At 38.0% G+C, this 19,224-nt stretch carries 13 protein-coding genes; 2 read left to right on the top strand and 11 right to left on the bottom strand.

Going from position 1 to position 19,224, the window contains the following annotated elements; translation table 11 throughout:
- Positions 1 to 1,097: 1,097 nt before the first annotated feature.
- The 4 genes from ACSZOX_RS12775 to ACSZOX_RS12760 form a co-directional block, all read right to left on the bottom strand.
- Positions 1,098 to 1,724, bottom strand: a complete 627-nt coding sequence (locus ACSZOX_RS12775) for a TetR/AcrR family transcriptional regulator (protein WP_437920381.1) — start codon at positions 1,722 to 1,724, stop codon at positions 1,098 to 1,100.
- Positions 1,725 to 2,481: 757 nt separating this feature from the next.
- A complete protein-coding gene (gene fbp, locus ACSZOX_RS12770; RefSeq protein ID WP_437920379.1) occupies positions 2,482 to 3,486 on the bottom strand; it encodes a class 1 fructose-bisphosphatase in 1,005 nt (334 codons plus the stop codon).
- Between the two features lie 147 nt (positions 3,487 to 3,633).
- Positions 3,634 to 5,262: a RagB/SusD family nutrient uptake outer membrane protein gene (locus tag ACSZOX_RS12765; protein ID WP_437920378.1), complete on the bottom strand. Its 1,629-nt coding sequence runs from the start codon at positions 5,260 to 5,262 to the stop codon at positions 3,634 to 3,636.
- Between the two features lie 45 nt (positions 5,263 to 5,307).
- Positions 5,308 to 8,262 carry a SusC/RagA family TonB-linked outer membrane protein gene (locus ACSZOX_RS12760; RefSeq protein WP_437920377.1) on the bottom strand — a complete coding sequence of 985 codons (2,955 nt, stop codon included), beginning with the start codon at positions 8,260 to 8,262 and terminating at the stop codon, positions 5,308 to 5,310.
- A gap of 603 nt (positions 8,263 to 8,865) precedes the next feature.
- Here ACSZOX_RS12760 and ACSZOX_RS12755 point away from each other — a divergent pair.
- Entirely contained in the window at positions 8,866 to 9,510 is a 645-nt protein-coding gene (locus ACSZOX_RS12755) for a TetR/AcrR family transcriptional regulator (protein ID WP_437920376.1), read from the top strand.
- Between the two features lie 600 nt (positions 9,511 to 10,110).
- Here ACSZOX_RS12755 and ACSZOX_RS12750 read toward each other — a convergent pair.
- From ACSZOX_RS12750 to ACSZOX_RS12720, 7 genes are all read right to left on the bottom strand, one after another.
- The gene (locus ACSZOX_RS12750) at positions 10,111 to 10,989 is read right to left on the bottom strand and encodes an aldose 1-epimerase family protein (protein ID WP_437920374.1); all 879 of its coding nucleotides are present in this window, start codon (positions 10,987 to 10,989) and stop codon (positions 10,111 to 10,113) included.
- Between the two features lie 72 nt (positions 10,990 to 11,061).
- Positions 11,062 to 12,060 carry a mannose-1-phosphate guanylyltransferase gene (locus ACSZOX_RS12745; RefSeq protein WP_437920373.1) on the bottom strand — a complete coding sequence of 333 codons (999 nt, stop codon included), beginning with the start codon at positions 12,058 to 12,060 and terminating at the stop codon, positions 11,062 to 11,064.
- Between the two features lie 75 nt (positions 12,061 to 12,135).
- Positions 12,136 to 12,567: an adenylyltransferase/cytidyltransferase family protein gene (locus ACSZOX_RS12740; RefSeq protein ID WP_437920371.1), complete on the bottom strand. Its 432-nt coding sequence runs from the start codon at positions 12,565 to 12,567 to the stop codon at positions 12,136 to 12,138.
- A gap of 83 nt (positions 12,568 to 12,650) precedes the next feature.
- Positions 12,651 to 13,130 (bottom strand): adenylyltransferase/cytidyltransferase family protein, encoded by a 480-nt coding sequence (locus ACSZOX_RS12735; RefSeq protein WP_437920370.1) that lies wholly within the window; start codon positions 13,128 to 13,130, stop codon positions 12,651 to 12,653.
- A gap of 445 nt (positions 13,131 to 13,575) precedes the next feature.
- On the bottom strand, positions 13,576 to 14,175 hold the full coding sequence (locus tag ACSZOX_RS12730; RefSeq protein ID WP_437920369.1) for a hypothetical protein: 600 nt from the start codon (positions 14,173 to 14,175) through the stop codon (positions 13,576 to 13,578).
- Between the two features lie 77 nt (positions 14,176 to 14,252).
- Positions 14,253 to 15,296, bottom strand: coding sequence for a glycoside hydrolase family 43 protein (locus ACSZOX_RS12725; protein WP_437920368.1), 1,044 nt, complete (start codon positions 15,294 to 15,296; stop codon positions 14,253 to 14,255).
- A gap of 23 nt (positions 15,297 to 15,319) precedes the next feature.
- Complete coding sequence (locus ACSZOX_RS12720) at positions 15,320 to 16,354, bottom strand: glycoside hydrolase family 43 protein (RefSeq protein WP_437920367.1); 1,035 nt, start codon at positions 16,352 to 16,354, stop codon at positions 15,320 to 15,322.
- 466 nt (positions 16,355 to 16,820) lie between these two features.
- Here ACSZOX_RS12720 and ACSZOX_RS12715 point away from each other — a divergent pair, with 466 nt between their 5' ends.
- Positions 16,821 to 19,223, top strand: coding sequence for a TonB-dependent siderophore receptor (locus ACSZOX_RS12715; protein WP_437920365.1), 2,403 nt, complete (start codon positions 16,821 to 16,823; stop codon positions 19,221 to 19,223).
- Position 19,224 lies beyond the last annotated feature (1 nt).

Here is a 19,224-nt window from a genome sequence, read left to right as displayed (position 1 = left end):
TTTTTGCCATACGAAGTAACACATTTATTTTGAAAGAAAAAACTTTTTATAAAAAATATGTTACATTTTTAAAACCTTTTAGCAAAAAGGCTAAATCGTTAATAATCTTTTAGCAAACACACTCTTTTGCTAAAAAAACACTCCGAAAAATGTTAAAAACAAACAGGAATAAGACTTCTTTAGTTTTAAAGAACATTGGATGATGTAAGGATAGCAAAACCGGCCCTTCTTCATTATTAGGCATTCTTTCTATCCGTTGAAAAATTGTTCCCATTTCTTTACTTCTTAACTATTAAAAATTCAATTATGACGGGATACTCATCCCTGTATTTTTTGTCTGACGAAACAAAAATAAAAAACAGGTCAACAAAAAAATAGTATCTGAAGCGACTTGTCGTATGGTTGGCGGACGTTCGCTTACATCTTGTCGGATGCTGTCGGATGGATAACCCTCCTTCGGAGCTTCTTATAACCAATTCCCTAGAATCTTCGCTAAATGTTCGTCCGTTGAAGTACATTTATGATACTCCCGTTATACTGTTTGGTTACTTCAGTAAAGAAAATATATAACGACAGTAAGAAAAAAGTAAAGCGGCGACCGAAGAAAGGGCGAAGTTGGTCCGAAGAAAGGTAGAACAAAGGCAGAACAACGACCGAAGAAAAGCTTAAACAAGCATGCACTTTCTTTGGCTTTAACATCAATTATCTGTCGATATTATGCTAATATTGCCAAATACACGTCCATGCAATATTTTTAAACTGTATCATATTTGGCAATTCGACAAACTCTACAAAGATTCAAGGATACACAATTCTTCCTTTGAGTAAAGTAAAAATTATATGCTTATCCTCCAAGAATTTGATACAGCCGCTACATTTTCTTCTATCAGTTTAGTTATACAGATCAAAACCTTTTCCATAAAAAAAAACTATTTATTTAGCTAAATAGCGTGGGGAATACGAGAAATTTAGCGAAAAACATAAACTAAAAAAAACACTTAAACCTCTCAAAAACAATATCCTTATAGAGGCATTTGATTGCTATAGTAAAAAATATTTTTGAGAAAAAGCAAACGACAAAAACAGAACTTGGTGAGTTAAAACCTCACCAAGCGTTCCAAAGATGTTTTAATCCGGCTCTGTGATTCGGCATCATTAAGATCCAGTCCGAAAAAAGGAATTTCTTCTGTTCTTAGGCGAACAGATAAAAACTGTATACCGGCCATTAATATTGCGAGTTCATCCAAAGTATCCTGGTTAGCACGTTTGTTATCCCGAAGAGCATTCAGAACCAACAGCCATTTTTCCTGCTGGTCTTCTATGGCTTTCCGAAGCACCTTATCTTTCGCAACAACACTCCAGTGTAGCATCCCTTGCCATTCTTTATCCGAAATAAGCTCCTCAAATTTCTTTTCTAGCAAAAAAACGACATCTTCAGATAAAATCTTCTTAGGTTTGTCCAACATCGCGGTTCCGATCTGATTGGACAAATCAAATGCGGTAATTTTCGTCTCCAAAAAAGTATGGACAAGCCCATCTAAGCCCCCGAAATAGAGATAAATCAACTTTGGATTTAAATTTGAAACTTCTGACACTTTGCTTATAGTTAGATCGGCATAACTGTATTCTGCAAATATTTTTCCAACCGTAGCAACAAGCTTCTCTTTCGTACGCTCTTTGTTTCGAATAGGTCCTTCAACAATTTTTCTTACTTTTTTTTCCATAATCTGATTGTTTATGTCTGCCGTTTTATCAACCTTTTATACAAAAGATTTTCTCCTTGACAAAAGGCCTATAATATTGGTTGCCGCAAATCTAAAAAAATTAAGCATAAAACCATATTATTTACCGATAAATAAGGTATATATTAAAAATAATTTTGGTGTATTCTTGCTGTCTTTCTTATTAAAAATGTGCGAGAACCGACGCCTATAAAAGTTCTCTAAGAGAACAACATGACGGAACTATCGGTAAAAAGTATCAAAAAAATTACAACAAGCTCGAAAATTAAGTTCCTAAAACATACTTCCTATTTAGCCTCAGTAAGATAAAAAGACATTAACGAACTTTTCTTCAAATTGTTCAAAAAAAACGATCGATGAGACAGATTTTTATTATTGTTGCCTTTCTCGTTATTTTAACACAGCGGATAAAGCCTTCGAGTTTCGAAAATTCTATTTCATGGAGAGGTCCAACTATCTACAAACACAGACTATTGTTACTCAAGACATTGAACGAACTACTTTAATCTCCATCGAACAAGCACAACGTCATAGGAGAAAAAGAAGAAACTCGAGCCTTTCAAGGCTTCTTATAAATTTCAAGACCTTCGAGCAAGCAATTAAGAACGATAAATTGCAATTTGATTCAACGACTGTGCATAAACTCATAGCCAACCTAAAGAATACAAAAATAAAGGGAACATATCATAAAATAAGGGAATACGAATCCGCATTCCCTTACTTGCAAAAACATTTACGTTTACAGCTCTTTTGCGAGAAACTCTTCCACTTTCTCCACCATATCTAAACTCCCCATAAAGCATGCAGACCGCTGATGTAGTGCTGTTGGTTCAATCTCTAAAATACGTTGTTTTCCATCGGACGCTTTTCCACCTGCTTGTTCAATAATAAATGCAATAGGATTACATTCATACATGAGCCGTAATTTTCCATTGGGATGACTTAATGTTGCTGGATAAATAAAAATTCCACCAAGTAATAAATTTCGATGAATATCAGCCACTAAAGAACCAATATAACGAGAAGTATAAGGGCGTTTTGTCTGTTTATCCTCGCCCTCACAATACTTTATATATTTCTTTACTCCATCAGAGAATTTAAGGTAATTACCTTCGTTAATCGAATAAATACACCCATCTTTTGGGATACGGATATCGGGATGAGACAAACAAAATTCGCCGATGCTCGGATCTAAGGTAAAACCATTGACCCCTTTTCCCGTAGTATAAACCAACATTGTTGAAGATCCATAGACAACATAGCCTGCAGCGACCTGCTTCAGACCTTTTTGCAAAATATCTTCAATGGTAGCAGGTCCACCCACAGAATCTCTTCTATATATCGAAAAGATAGTCCCAACCGATACGTTGACATCAATATTACTGGAACCGTCCAAAGGATCTATGCAAACAATATATTTTGCATTCTTCGAAATTTCAGAATCTATGAACACCGGAAGCTCATGCTCTTCAGATGCCACCACACAACACTCCCCGCCATTCTGGAGCGCTTTTATAAATTGTTGATCGGCATAGACATCCAACTTCTTTTGCCCTTCTCCTTGAACGTTTATCTGCCCTGCATCACCCAAGATATCTCCTAGCCCAGCTTTATTTACTTCCCGATTCACAACTTTTGCAGCGATCCCAATATCGCGTAGTAAGCGAGAGAGTTCACCTTTAGCAAAAGGAAAATCTGCCTGTTTCTCAATTATAAATTGTCCCAGCGTCTTAAATGTAGTCATCTTGGTTAAGTTATTTAGGTAAATTTTCGTAAAGGTAAAGATTCTCTACAATCAACCGTCCTGTACTATCTTTACAGTACCATCAAAATAAAAATAAGCCAAGGAAGTTGAGCATCTACTTCCTTGGCCTATCAAACCACAAAAACACTAATAACCAGAATTTTGAATAAGGTTAGGATTTACGGCCAGTTGTGAATTAGGAATAGGAAATAATTCTAAATGTTCACTTGCTGTAGGTTCATGATCCCACCAAGAACCTGTTAGAAATTTACCAAAACGAATAAGATCAATCCGACGCTTTCCTTCAAAAATAAATTCTCTACCTTTTTCCGCCAACAGCTCATTCATTGTCAGCGAATTTACCGTATAAGCATAGTTTCCTGTAGCCCAATCGCTTTCCGTAAATGCGCGCATGCGTATTGTATTCACCAATTCCACAGCTTCGCTCGTCGCAGAATTTCCATTTTGACGCATAAGAACTTCCGCCTTCATCAAATAAAACTCAGCGAGACGATATAACACATAATCGTTATTACAGAAATCGTCCGCTGTTGTTATTCCACCCCTATATTTATTAAAGCGAGCACCACTATTTTCCTCACCTGTATACATTGTAGATTCTGTTCCGCCAGATTTATTCAACCGTATCTCTTTCACAAAAACTAATGGTTCTCCGGCATATTCTACTGTGCCTTTTACCGTAGTTGCAGGATCACTTTGGTAATACTGTGTACCAATCAGCATCCACTCCTTCTTCCTAAGGTCCTTGTCATCAAAAGCATCATATGCAGAAGGCACGACAACAACCCCATTGTTCCCATTTCTATTCCCTCCATCTATATTTCGCTGTGCAAAGTGGTAAAAATCACTAGCCCAATTACAGCGGTCCCCGGAAGCTTGGTAATCATAGGATATGACCAATATATTCTCGTTAGAAGATTCTGTATTTTGTGTACCAAAAGGTGTCAAAATATTTTCATCGAGCGCTACAGCCCCATGTTGTCCTCCACCCTCACTCGCTAAAACCTTATTACAATATGTCAAACAATCGGTCAAACGTGCTGTCCCAGTCCAGGTCTCTGCATTTAAATACAGGTCTGCTAACATGGCATAGCCTGCTATCTGCGTAAATCGACCGGAATTACCGCTATTCATCTCTGGCAAATCATTGATAACGACTAACATCTCAGATTCAACAAAATCAAACACCTCCTGCTGCGTATTCGTCGCTGGATATTCGGGATCGCCCACTGTAGTCACAATTGGCACATTACCAAAGGTCCCCAAGGCCTGTAAATAATAGTACGCCCGGTTTGCACGTAACTCCGCAATAAATGCAGCTTTCTCCTCTTCTGTAATCCCCATATCCGTCGCCTCACGAGCTTCTAATCCTTCTATTCCACTGTTGCAATAACCAAGCCCTTGGAACAGGAGACTCCAGGCTCCTGAAATGGTCGCATGTAAATCATTCCATGTGTGATAATGGAACTGTATCCATTTTCCACTATCATAGCCGTGAATACCTTTTTGTGGCCAAGCAAGCTGGTCGGCAGAAAACTCGTTCATACGCCAAACATTTTCACGAGACTGAGCAGCAAAAACGGCTCTACTATGCGTGTAAGGTCTTAAAACAGCCGACATCACCTCATCTCTTGTTGTATAAAAATTCGTTGTATTAATCTCACTATACACAGTCTCCGACAAATCTGTACATGCAACATTAAAAACCAGCATGCACCCGGCTAAACATATATTTAATCTATTTTTTGCGTTCATAATCTGATCTTAAAAATCAACTAAGTTTTTTCAATTCGTCTACTATTAAAATTGCACTTGAAGTCCTAACATGAAATTTCGAGTCACTGGAGTGCTGTAATATTCGGCCATACCCGGATAAAGCCCCGTATCATCAACTTCTGGGGTTTCTCCACTATATTTAGTGAAGGTAGCCAGATCACGGACAGTAAAATACACTCTTCCTCTTGGAATTTTCACATTCTTTGGTTTAAAGCTATAACCCAACGTTACGTTATCCAATTTCATATAATCTCCCTTTTCAATAAAATAATCAGAATACTGATAAGACGCATTCAAGCCTGTTTCAAGTGCCTCTTGCAATACATTATAACCACTTGTCAAGGTCTTCATATTGCCATAAGCCATTTTTTGACGGTTCAAAATATCGAAGCCAAATTTTCCGCGTAGTAGAAAAGAAAAATCAAACTTTTTGTATTGCAGCGTATTTGTCAAAGACAGATAAAAACGAGGAACACCGTTTCCGATAATCGTCTTATCCGAATCAGAAGTACTACTTCCAGCTACTTTTTCACCTGCAGCGTTATAAAACAACCACTCACCATTCTCATCAAATCCGGCAAACCGTTTGCCGAAAAAATTACCTATAGCAGACCCTTCGTATATACGAACGGCATTACCTAAAGCACCAAAACCTCCTATACTGCCAAATTCCAAATAGGCAGCTGAGTTACTCGCAAATTTGTCCATCGTATTGGAAAGCGTGTAGCTACTTACCATATCTACCTTCCAAATAAAATCGCCTTTGCGATATGGCGTTGTATTTAAACTAAGCTCTAAACCTTTACTCGAAATCCTGCCTATGTTCATTGTAGAAGTCGAAATAACATTGGAAGGAATAGGCACCGTAACACTCCCTAGCAATAAATCGTCGGTTATCCGATTATAAAAATCAAAACTCCCCGATATACGATTTGATAAGAACCCAAAATCGAGTCCAAAGTTCCATTCTTTCTTGGTTTCCCAGCGCAAGTTGGGGTTCGGATTTTTGTTCGGCCCATAGGTCTGAATCCAAGTTCCATCGTCACTTAGGTAATATCCACCAGTTCCTATGGTCGAGACAGACTGATAGGGATCCATACCAGAATTACCGGTTTCACCATATCCGATTCTCAATTTCAGATTAGAAAGCAAATTTTGATCTTTCAAAAACGCTTCGTTGCTAATGTTCCAAGCCAAAGACACGGAAGGAAAATTCCCCCATTTATAATTACGCCCGAATTTGGAAGACCCCTCTCTACGTAGGGATGCCTGAACAATATACTTATCGTCAAAAACATAGTTTAACCTACCAAAAAAAGCGATCAGGGTCTCGTCGACTTTCTCACTCCCCATTCCGGCTAGGCCTTCAACAAGATAACTCCCTGCCCCGAGATCATTTTCCTCATTGGCATCGTTTAGAAAGCCGCTATTAGACGCATTGAAAGCCTCTTCTACTTGATAACGATAGCTATATCCTCCTAATGCAGTAAATTGGTGCTTGTTGTTTACATTAACGCTGTAATCGATCGTCGGTTCAAAAGCATAATTACTCTTAAAATAAGACCACTTGTAAGCATAACCCTCTCCATCATAACTGTTCACCGAAGTTCGCGAAGCTTTGTCATAATACTTATTATCCTTTTGATCATCCCGCTGTACGCTACCGAAAGCCGAAAACCGAAGATTCTTTATCGGCTCGAAAATCAGTTTTGCATCCGCCGAAGTTGTTTGCTGAATACGATCATATTTTTGCTGCGATAACCGCGCAAATTTATTTTCATCAGAGGCCATATCCTCATAAAATGTACCATCTTCGTTATACATTGGGTTTGTGGGATTTGCGCGAGCAGCGGCAGTCCAACCTTCATTCCCTAACATGTCCATATTATTATAGTTCGTCGCTAGATTGGACTGGAAAGTCAACATATCCTGATATCCCTTCGCTTGCAGAGACATCCGTCCGCCATATTGTTGCCTCGAATTCGCTAAGGCCACTCCTTCTAAATTACTGTAGTAAACAGATCCTCTATAGGATGTATTTTCGCTACCACCTGAAACCGCCAGATTATGACTATGGGAAATATTTTCTTTGTTAACAATAGCTGCATACATGTCCGTATTTCCTCCACGATCATAAGCTGCCGAATTATAACCTAAATCTGCCATCGCTGTGCGATATTGATCCGCGCTCAAGAATTTAGGCTTATTTGATTCGTAATATTTATTGACGAAAGTCGAATAATCGAATTGCGCAGGTCCAGCTTTTCCCTTTTTAGTGGTAATCAATATAACACCGGCATTTGCGCTAGAGCCATAAATAGATGCAGCAGCTCCATCCTTCAATACCTCAAACGACTCAACATCCTCTGCTCGAAGCAAATCTATATTTCCGCCAGGTATTCCATCGATAACAACCAAAGGAGATTGACTACCATTCACAGAAACAACTCCTCGCAACTGAATAGCAACATTAGAATTAGGAGAGCTTCCTCCCGTTCTTGTTACAGTAAGTCCTGCAACCTTTCCCTCTAACAAGGATTTCACATCACGCCCACCTCCCATATTAAACTGCTCAGGCTTCACCGAGGTGATCGCCGTGGCAACATCTGATCGTTTCATTGCTCCGTATCCTACGACTACCACTTCTTCCACACGTTGTAAATCCCGCGACAAAGAAACCTGCAAGGTAGTTTGTCCCTTAACCTCGACTTCCTGCAAAAGATATCCTATATAGAAAAACTCCAACATATCACCATCTTTTGCTGATATGAGAAACGTACCACTACCATCTGTCGCGGTAACATTTTTTGTTCCCTTTACCTTAACCGAGACACCAGCCAAAACCGAATTATCGATAGCGTCATAAACGACACCTCGCAGCTGTTTATCCTGTGCAAATAAATTTGTCGTGCAAAAAAAAGCGCAACAAAAGAATACGCCGCACAGCCCTATTTTTTTAAAAATTTGAAGATATTGCATAATTAATGAACTGTGGAAACACCTAAAACGACATTCAAAACCATCTACATAAGCATATGTCTTCTAAAGAAGACTGTCTTTTCAACGACAACAAATGAAATCTTAAAACATGTTTGATGAACACCTTTTAAACGGCTTAGATGCCACCTCTACTTGAAAAATTAATATTGTTTAGTTTAGGATATATAACAAAGCGTAAATCACCTAGTAATCTGCGCCAACCAACTATTTTGTTCGCGAACTTTAGCTCATTTAATCGTTTTAGTTAACACTCAGTTAATTTTCATCATTTTTCTACATATACATATATGGCGTGAAAGCACAGGACTAATATACCCCCATTCTAAAGGAAGAGATGTTAAAACATTCCCAATAAGTTGTTAATGAAATGCAAATGATTTGTTAATCAACGTAAAAATAAGTTAATTATTGTTGAAAAAATTAATTCAACAAGAAACACATAACAATCTCTTTTAAAATGTTTTAAACAAAATATTATTAAATTAATAAATATTTAATATATTGATTTATGCTTCATTTATATAAATTTGTGAGAGAAGGTAGAGATTCAGCCCCAATCTACTTAACTAAACAGAAACAAACATGACAACAAAAACAAGGAAAGCAGTAAACGGCGAAATCAGAAACAAAGAACGTACAAAAGAGAAATTGGTAGCTAGCATTGGAAAAATACTAGCAGAGGAAACCTACAGCAATCTTCAGATCAGCCGTATTCCAACAGCATCAGGTTTTAACCCTAAACTAATTTATTTATACTTTGGCGATCTAGAGAAGCTTATAAGTAGCTACCTGCAGCAAAAATCTACAAAAGAGACATTACCAGAAAAAATAAGTACACAAATACATCAAAATGCAACACAAACGCATGCTGAGGATATCGCATACCTATTTGAAGAGGAATACAAGACATTAATAGAAGATCGTGAGTTATCAGGCCTATTACATTGGGCACTCACATCCAAAAATAAAGAGTTAACTCCGTTTACAAAAAAGCAAAAAAGCATTTGGGAAAAAGCATTATCAAACCTATCCGATAGTAAGGACAACAAAATAAATCGGGAGGGGGCACAAGAGGAACTCCTATTGATACTGGCAGGGATTACCTACTTAGCTATACGTTCAAAAGTAAGTCTTTCGTCTCCTTTTATGGGATTAGACATGAGTGACGATAACACACAGGAACGTATCAAGAAAACCATCGATCGGCTAATCTGTGGTAATTTCTAAAGATGTCGGAACTATCTAAAAAACACAACTAATTTCTATTTCGAACTTTTCGAAACAAAAAGAAGAGTGTAAAGCTCCAAAAAAGAAGCATAGAAAATAACATCATAAAGAGAGTGGCAAGGGAAGGGTTATATAGATAATAGGCCATCAACACAACCAAGACCACTATAGAAATAAAAACAGTTCGTAATAACAATTGTCGCGATCGTCCAAAACGCCGATCATAGCGATCGCGGCATTGTTCAACTCCCATGGCAATATAGACATTCAAATTTCATCGGCCTCAAATATATCATTATCTTTTACTAATCGTGCAAAAATAAAACCTACCAAAAACACACCCACAAACATCCTTTTAGAAACGAAGGATGTAAGAGCCTATTTATCAAAAATTTAAAACAATAAAAGATTAATAAAAAGTTCCAGCACACTCACTTTGTAGTTGTAAAGTTACAAAAAAAACTTATGACGAAAGAAAACGAAGAAGTTAAAAAGTAATTTTTTTTCCAGTATGTTAACAATTAAACAACAAAATGCAATCAACTGCTGAGAGCTCAAGCTTCAACAAAGACCGGCAATTGCTATTTTTTGAATTGATTTTTAAATATTGCTATCCGAAACAGCAACCGACCATGTCCTCCTCCAACGTTCTGAAGCTTCAAGACGTTCAATCCCCTCTTTATTTTGTAAAACACCGTTATGTTGATTACTATCATTCACCCCACACCAGGGTTCGAGGCAAATAAAAGGAGCATCCAGAGGCGCCCAAAGCCCGAAATAAGAAAATCCTTTGAAGTCAAAATCCAGCCGATAGCTTCCATTACGATTACGCAAAGATACCTGTGCAGAACGCAAGTCTTTTAATACCCAAGCGTCTTGATAAAACATATTTTCTTTCAAAGGAAGTCTAACACCTTCCAATGGTTGCCATTCCGATTGCGGCAGAAGAAGACCTTTCTTTAAAAAGAATCGTGTCAAAGCATGATCTTTTGGAAATACAATATAGTAATCGGAAAAGTATTGCCGACTGGTCAAATCGAGTTGAAAAGCGGGATGACCACCAATAGAGAAAAACATTTCTTCTTCTCCTCTATTCCATACCTCATATGTACACGAAAGACGACCGAGATCAAGTTGATAACGTACCGTCAACGTAAATTCAAAAGGGTATATTTTTTTTGTATGTTCATCAGATTTTAAAACGAAAACCAAACTATCTTTTTGCTGATCAAGCAGCTCAAAAACACAGTCTCTAGCAAAACCATGCTTAGGCATCTCGTAAGATTTCCCCTGATATTTATACTGGCCATTTTTTAACTCACCCACAAACGGAAACAATATAGGAGACGACTTCGCCCAATACTTCGCATCTCTTTGCCAAAGACACTCCCTACCGATCCGTTTATCAAATAAACTACGAAGTTCTGCCCCCTCTGGAACAACCTCTACACGTAAATACTCATTTTCAATTATATGCATTTCCTATATGGTGAAAAGGTTAGAAGTAAGCAAGGTAAGCAAATCAGCCAACCTTCTCACCAGCTAGACACATCAATCGATCAACTTTGATTGATGTTTTTCCAATGTATTATATACTTTCTTCACATCCTGTGATTTTTCCTTCTGTAAGAAAAGTAATGCATCGTCAGTGTAGACGACAATAGCATTTTTTAGCCCTACAAAGGCGGTATACATATCGGAACCGATAATCATATTTCCATTTTCATCGACAGGATATCCCGTAGAAACCAAATAATCATATAATGATTCAAAAGATCCAAGATCAGACCATTGAAACTGTGTTGCCACAACACGGATTTTTTTGGAACGCTCCATCACAGCATAATCAACACTAATGGATGGAATTTTCTTCGATAAACTCTCGTCCAGGCGCCCATCTTTTTGATGCTGCCAAGCCGCAAACGCTGTAGCATAAACTTTAGGCTCAAATTGCTGCAATTCAGTTAAAAAAGTATCTGCCCGAAAACAGAACATCCCTGAATTCCACAGAAAATTACCTCGTTCAATAAAATCTTCTGCCGTATCCTGATTTGGTTTTTCGCGAAAAGATAAAACCTTATCATCTTCGTATTCAATATATCCATATCCTGTTTCAGGTCGCGTTGGCTTAATCCCAAAAGTCACAATATAACCTTGTTTAGCTTTCTCAATACCTGTTTGGATAGCCTTCTCGTAAGCATCCTCACCCACAATCACATGATCCGAAGGTGTAACAACCAAGACATCATCCGGAGAAGCAGCAAAAGCAGCAAAAGCAATCGCTGCAGCGGTATTACGAGGAGTAGCTTCAACGATATCCGTATACTCTACCCCTTGCCCATCTAACACTTCTTTACTCAACTGAAAATTATCACAGTTGCCAACTACAATCACTTTATTACAAAGTAATTTATTGCGGAGAACTGTCATACCAAAAAGAGAGCCCTCTTTAAACAGGTTTAAATATTGTTTCGGATTACTTTTCCGGGAAAGAGGCCAGAGCCTACTGCCCACACCACCAGATAAGATGACGTGTATATTATTACTCATTATTTTATTTTTTTATATACTATTTGATTACAAAAGCCACTTACTCGCTAACAAAGTTAACTAGATCCGATCTAGCTATGCTTTAAGTTCCTTTTCAGCCTCTTTATCAGCAACAACTTTACGCAAACCATGACTCGAAAAACGATGCGAACGCTTATTGTAATGAATTTCTATACCTTCTTCAATACAGTATTTTCTGCCAGTGAAGTCTTTATCCCGATACTCCTCTCCTAAAAAACGCACATTAACATGCAACGCCTGAATCATATCTGCCAAATCCTGTTCAGTTTCATAAGGAATAATTTCATCCACATAATGACAACCTTCCAACTGAATATAACGCTCTACAATAGACTGTGTAGGCTTATTTTTTTCGGGATCCACTTCAGACGGATCGGTATTTAACCCTACTATTAGATAATCGCAATGTCTTTTGGCTTCTTCTAACATCATAATATGACCCGCATGTAGCAAATCAAAAACACCAAATGTTATCCCTACTTTCATTTTTCTTTGTTTATAAAGTTCGGAGTGAATGCACTAAGAAAATCTTAAGATATATAATCGTTTTCTTAGTATTCAAACAAATATTAAGCTTTCTTTCTTTTTGTATCCGCTTTAGTTGCTCCATCTATCGTGACCACCATAGCTTCCTTTTCTCTTTCTTTTTCTGCCACAACCTTTCTTAGGCCTGAGCTCGAGAAACGATGATCCCGACTGTTAAAATAAAGAGCAATACCTTTTTCTTCACAATACTGACGACCAGTAAAGTTCTTCTCTTTATACTCATCACCTAAAATACGAACGTCTATCTTAAATGAACGAAGAATGTCTTCCAAATCCTGTTCTGTAGCATAGGGCACAATTTGATCAACAAACTTACAGCCTTTCAATTGTATATAACGTTCAACAACAGTTTGTGTAGGCTTATTCTTTTCCGGACGATCTAATGTTGGGTCTGTTTGCAATCCACAAATTAAAAAATCACACTGTTCCTTTGCATCTTCAAGCATTTTGATATGTCCTGCATGGAGGAGATCAAATGCGGAGAAAGTAATTCCAATTTTCATATTCTAAATTCAAAGTTAAATTTACGGAAAGGGAGAAGTTAAATAAAGTCTGGGTACCTCAATTCTTTCCAACTTTCACTACATGTTTTTCAAGGTTGATGAATTATGCTTCTAATATACGAACTTTGACATTTTTTTCTGTTAACGATTGATATTTTTTTATAATTTAATATAAAATTAACAAAAAAACCCTCTATTTTTCGCAGAAAATCGTCAATATTCCTGTACAGCAAAGATTTACACCAAGAAACCAGACAATTTCTGACTCCACCTAACTGTACAGCCGATTTTGCAAATACCATGCCCATTCTGACAAAACATCGTGTCATCAACATGAGAAGACAAAAAAATCACCTCCCAAACAGCCCCCTTACAATCACTATCTATACGCAGAAAGGGCAGTCTTTCGACTGCCCTAAACTCGATTTATGATGTTAAACAATTTTTAAAATGAAAAACTGGCTTTAATACCTGAAGTAATGGTAAGATCGCTCACGCGACTCCTACTGTAGAAATCTTCCGGATCATTATTAAATCCATAATGATAGTGCTCATAAATAGGTTGATCAAAGATATCCACAAAAACACTCAATCGAATCTGTTTATCACTTAGACCGCGAGCCAAACCAACACTTGAGTTCACAAAAAGCCCCCCATCATATCCACCGGCTACAGCAGGCAAATAGCCCATCGCTACATCCGTAAATGGACTAAATTTCATGTTGATGAAATTGGCTCGAAATTGCAGAAACAATGGAACATACACCCCATCAGCATCATATATTCGAACGCCTGTTCCAGCCCCTAGAGCTATATGAGGATTAAATTGAAAACTTCGCACAAAATGAGCTCCAAAAACGGTGTAATCATCGTCGGCAGCAACACCACCATACACCGAGGTTTCCAAGAAAAAGCCTCTAGACAATCCATTCTTTACCGACGACAGTTGTTTTTCCATCACCTCCTCTAGAGGTTCAACCTGCGATTGTGCCTTTGTCGAAAACGCTACAGCAATAAATAAGAACGTTAAAAATAGAGATTTCATAAAATATTAAGCGAATACACTGCCAAAGATATCATTTTTCAACAAAAAAAGAATTTGACACAGCGAAAACATCTTATTTATTCAAATGTTCGTTCTAATCGAGCTAACTCGGCATCCGTAATTTGAATAACAGATCCATGCCTCGGTGTAAAATTTCCCTTTGTATCTGTATTCTTCAAAAATTCAAAACTCTTTAAATCCGTGCTCGTACAAAATTGATAATAACCTTCAGCATAGCAGTCATACATCAAAATATATTCATCTGAATTAATTTTCTGGAAGACACTCGATCCCTCCACAATTGCAGAAGTTTTATGCAAATGTTTATATTCAGTCTGATAAGGTCCCGTCAACTTCGACGAGGTCGCACGCATAACACCATTCTTTGTTTTAAAACCATTATTGATTGTTGATAAGCCTTCATCCTTGAAGAATAGGACATAACTCTTATTCTTTTTATCATAGACAATATCTCCATCTATAGCAGCAGAGCCAAAATCAAACAAAAGTTTGGGTTCCGTTAAATCCGTAAAATCTTTATTTGCATACGAATAAAACAGTTTAAAATACGGCTGTGAACCATCCCCTACAGCATACTCCCAATCATGTCTGCCAATTGTATAATACACCATATACTTTTTCTTCTTTGCATCCCAAATCGTTTGAGGCGCCCATACAGCATGTAAATTATCTTTATCAAAACCTTTCAATTTTGGAAAACGTGTTGGAAAATCTATTGCCTTGTGCTTCCAATGAACCAAGTCCTGACTCGTTAACAAGATAATACCATCGTTACTTTGCCAACCTTCACTGGACCTCATATCGGTCAATACCATATAAAATGTCTTCCCATCTTCACCACGTAAAATATGTGGATCACGAATTCCTTTCTTTAAAGCAATACTATCCGATCCCAAAACTGCACCACCATTTTTCAATGCCCGGTAATTAACGCCATCTTTACTCACCGCATAGCGTACTTGCTCCCCATCGGGACTATTGTTCGAAAAATATACAAATAGATAATTTGTAAAATCGGCCTTTTTCTCTTGTGCCCGTCCCATTTGAAGAAAACCAAGCCCAAGCAAAGACATGTAAAAAAATTTAACTAATAATTTCATCCTCTTCGTGTTGATAAATGCAGTTATTTGATTTTTGAGAACTCTTCATCTCCAAACTCTTGGCCAAAATCTGGCATACCATCCTTTGTCCATTTCAACACACGAACACGCGTATGGCGATTCGGATCATACAGTGGCTCACCGTCGATATCCTTATACTCACGGGCGTGATAAACCATAATATCCGTCTTGCCATCTTTTGTTGTCGTAAAACTATTATGTCCAGGGCCGAACCGATTCAACTTTTCATTGGTAAAGAATACCGGTTCTGGTAATTTATGCCATGATTTAGGATCCAGCAGATCAGCATTTGTATCTGCCCACAATAGCCCCATACAATAAGATGCATCCGTTGCGCTTGCAGAAAACACTAAAAAAACCTTACCATTACGTACTAACACAGCAGGTCCTTCGTTCACGCGGTGTCCACGAATTTCCCAATCGTACTCAGGTTGGCTAATAACAACTTGCTTCTCGTCGAGCACCGTTGGACTGTTCATTTTCGCTATATACAAGCCCGTATTCGGAACCGTTGTCGAAGCTCGATCAACCCATACCATATAGCGTTGTGTCCCGTTCACAAACGTAGTCGCATCCAATGTAAACTCATTTCGAACGCTCAACATTTCCCCCTCTTCCTTCCAAGTTCCTTTGGTTGGGTTACTTGATTTATTCGACAGCACATACTTGCGAATCTTCCACTTATCTTCAGCAGAACCCGCAGCGAAATAAATATACCAAGTACCATCTATCTGATGCATTTCAGGAGCCCATATATGATTCCCCATAGCACCTTTATCATGCTTATGCCATACAACTACAGCCTTGGCCTTCTTTAATCCTTTTAATGTTTTGGATTGACGTATTTCAATACGATCATACTCAGGAACGGTCGCTATAAAATAATAATTCCCATCATCTCCTATTGTGATAAAAGGATCAGCCCGTTGTAAGATAAATGGCGCGACATCCTTTCGTTGTGAAACTTCCTGGCTCTTTGCTGTATGCATCAACAACAATCCGAACCCCAATAAAATCGTACTAAAAAGTTTACTCATTACTTCATTTTAGATTATTAAACTCAATTAAAAAGGCTATCAAAATAATACTTGTCCACAGATGGCTTATATATCGGTTTATAGCGCGTATAGCAAATATAATAAAACATATTAAATGTCAATAATACATTTTAAATTTATTACAGTAGAGCATCAATGGTAATTGCATGCATAACAGCCCTATAAATAGAACAAAACCATCACTTCACCAAACGTGGCAAAGCATCCTCAAAACCTACCCGGTTTTTCTCAATACTTTATTAGAGCATTCCCTATTGAGAGAAAATATTCAAAAATCTATTAAACCTATAGCTTTTCAGGAAAAACAACCTAACCCAAAGTATATCAACTATTAAATGATTTGAATATTTTTTCATTTTTCTTTTGAAATCTTCCACGATAACGATAGATTTGCACAGTTTAAAACAAGTCTAAATAAGAATATAATCGAACAGCACAATTCATTATGCGAAAACTTCTACTCTCTCTTTGGCTCCTACTGCCAATAATGCTATTAGCACAACAAAAAACAGAAATTTACGGCAGAGTCTTTTCATCGGATGGACAACCAGCCGAAGGAATTACCGTAAACCTCTCCCCACAAGGAATTACAGCTATAACAAACACAAAAGGAGCTTATATTTTTAGGAATGTAAAACCTGGAGAATATACGTTATCTATTTCTGCTGTCGGCGTACAACCCCAAAATAGAAATGTACATGCTACAGGAACAAAAACAGAGGTTACCACGGTTTATCTATCAGAAGATAGAGCCACATTGGAAGAAATTGTGGTCAATGGTGTAAAAAATAAATATACACGAAAAACGAGTGCTTATGTGGGAAAAATGCCACTAAAAAACTTGGAGAACCCACAATCGTACGCCGTAATCACCAAAGAATTATTACAAAGTCAAGTCAACACAAACTTTGATGATGCCTTAGCAAATGTTTCTGGCGTAGACAAACTATGGTCGGCAACGGGAAGACCTGGTGATGGCGTAACCTATTATACTTTACGGGGATTCTCTTCTCAGGCTGCAATGGTGAACGGCATCGTCAGTATCGCAAGCACAAGTCCTGACCCCGCAAATCTAGAGACCATTGAAGTTCTTAAAGGTCCATCTGGTTCATTGTATGGCGGAGCAGCTATTGGTTTCGGTGGACTGATTAACAACGTAACGAAGAAGCCTTTGGATACACTTGGCGGACGTTTTAACTATATTTTTGGCACATTTGGGCAACACCGCCTAACAGCAGACGTATACGGACCCTTGACCGCCAACAAAAAATTATTGGGAAGATTAAATGCAGCCGCAACACATACGGGTACTTTCCAAGATGCTGGCTTTAACAAATCTCTATTTATTGCACCATCTTTAGTATACAAACCAAATGACCGTCTTGACATTCAGCTCGATGCAGAAATTTACCAAAGTAAGGCTACTAATCCTTTAATGGTCTTCTTGAATAGATCACGCCAACTTTTCGCAAGAACACCAGACGAATTAGAATTTGATTTTAATAAGTCATATACGAATAATGATGTAACGTTCAAAAACCCGACTACAAACCTAAGAGGAAATGTCGTATATCGCATCAATGATCAATGGACATCCAACAGCGCTGTTGTATACAACAATAGAAAAGCAGATGGTTATTTCCAGTATGTAATGTACCTGCAGACAGACAATGATACGCTAATTAACCGTTACGCTGGTAATCAGGATTACGTCGCCAAGACCGTCAATGCTCAACAAAACTTTGTAGGTGACTACCATATTGGAAATTTGCGTAACCGGACATTGATTGGATTAGACTATCTTTTCCAACAAGCAGAGACACACAACTCACCGTATGTCCTAATCGATCAAATAAACACATCTTATGATGATCCAGATTATTATAAATTCAACGCTGCCAGTATAGATGCCGCAATCGCAGCCTCCACTTCAGCAGAAACCAACAACCGCAGTCGCACACAAGTATTTGGTGCTTATGTGTCCAATGTCTTAGACATCACATCACAAGTACATTTACACCTGGCGCTACGCATGGATTACTTTGACAACAAAGGAACTTACAATTTTGATAAAGACACCACTACAGGAACTTATAATCAAATGGCATTCTCTCCTCGCGTAGGATTGGTATATGAAGTTTTAAAAGATAGAGTCTCCCTATTCGGTAATTACCAAAACGGATTCAAAAATGTCGCCCCAGTAGTACAACCATTGCCTGATATTTCCGGCGATTTCAAACCGCAACAGGCAAAACAGTGGGAAGGTGGGATAAAAGTGAATCTATTGAACAATCGCTTAGGTTTTACGGCTAGTTATTACGACATCAAGGTCAGCAATACAACAAGAGGAGAATCCATCGAACGCGATGGACAGACATACAACATCACCGTTCAAGATGGAACTCGTCTAAGCCGTGGTATTGAGTTCGATGTGACAGCAGCACCTATCGATGGCCTTAACCTCATCGTTACCTATAGCAATAATTCCAGTAAAACCACCAAAGCTGCCGCAACAGTGAATAACCTTCGTCCTACAGAGGCAGGCCCAAAAAATCTTCTTAATGCTTGGGCGAACTACGTTATACCTCGTGGACTCGTAAAGGGCCTAGGTTTCGGTGCAGGAATAAACTATGCTAGTGAGAATTTGATAACAAACAGCACTCCTACTGGAACATTTAGTCTACCAGCTTACACCCTGCTCAATACCAGCATATCATACACCTTTAAAAACTATGAGTTCGCAGTCAAAGGAAATAACTTAACAGACAGAACCTATTACAGAGGTTGGACAACCGTCAACCCTCAAATGCCAAGAAATATACTCGGAAGTATAGCTTATCGCTTCTAAA

Source organism: Sphingobacterium sp. LRF_L2 (assembly GCF_965644235.1).
Classification (GTDB): Bacteria; Bacteroidota; Bacteroidia; order Sphingobacteriales; family Sphingobacteriaceae; genus Sphingobacterium.
Note: the sequence above shows the minus strand (reverse complement) of the source record. Positions and strands in the feature narration are given on the sequence as shown.

Bases quoted from the DNA above. Each gene is read 5' to 3' on its own strand.
- ACSZOX_RS12715 (WP_437920365.1), top strand. From the start codon at position 16,821: ATGCGAAAACTTCTACTCTCTCTTTGGCTCCTACTGCCAATAATGCTA.
- ACSZOX_RS12750 (WP_437920374.1), bottom strand. From the start codon at position 10,989: ATGCATATAATTGAAAATGAGTATTTACGTGTAGAGGTTGTTCCAGAG.
- fbp (WP_437920379.1), bottom strand. From the start codon at position 3,486: ATGACTACATTTAAGACGCTGGGACAATTTATAATTGAGAAACAGGCA.
- ACSZOX_RS12730 (WP_437920369.1), bottom strand. From the start codon at position 14,175: ATGAAATCTCTATTTTTAACGTTCTTATTTATTGCTGTAGCGTTTTCG.
- ACSZOX_RS12735 (WP_437920370.1), bottom strand. From the start codon at position 13,130: ATGAAAATTGGAATTACTTTCTCCGCATTTGATCTCCTCCATGCAGGA.
- ACSZOX_RS12755 (WP_437920376.1), top strand. From the start codon at position 8,866: ATGACAACAAAAACAAGGAAAGCAGTAAACGGCGAAATCAGAAACAAA.
- ACSZOX_RS12775 (WP_437920381.1), bottom strand. From the start codon at position 1,724: ATGGAAAAAAAAGTAAGAAAAATTGTTGAAGGACCTATTCGAAACAAA.
- ACSZOX_RS12745 (WP_437920373.1), bottom strand. From the start codon at position 12,060: ATGAGTAATAATATACACGTCATCTTATCTGGTGGTGTGGGCAGTAGG.
- ACSZOX_RS12725 (WP_437920368.1), bottom strand. From the start codon at position 15,296: ATGAAATTATTAGTTAAATTTTTTTACATGTCTTTGCTTGGGCTTGGT.
- ACSZOX_RS12765 (WP_437920378.1), bottom strand. From the start codon at position 5,262: ATGAACGCAAAAAATAGATTAAATATATGTTTAGCCGGGTGCATGCTG.
- ACSZOX_RS12760 (WP_437920377.1), bottom strand. From the start codon at position 8,262: ATGCAATATCTTCAAATTTTTAAAAAAATAGGGCTGTGCGGCGTATTC.
- ACSZOX_RS12720 (WP_437920367.1), bottom strand. From the start codon at position 16,354: ATGAGTAAACTTTTTAGTACGATTTTATTGGGGTTCGGATTGTTGTTG.
- ACSZOX_RS12740 (WP_437920371.1), bottom strand. From the start codon at position 12,567: ATGAAAGTAGGGATAACATTTGGTGTTTTTGATTTGCTACATGCGGGT.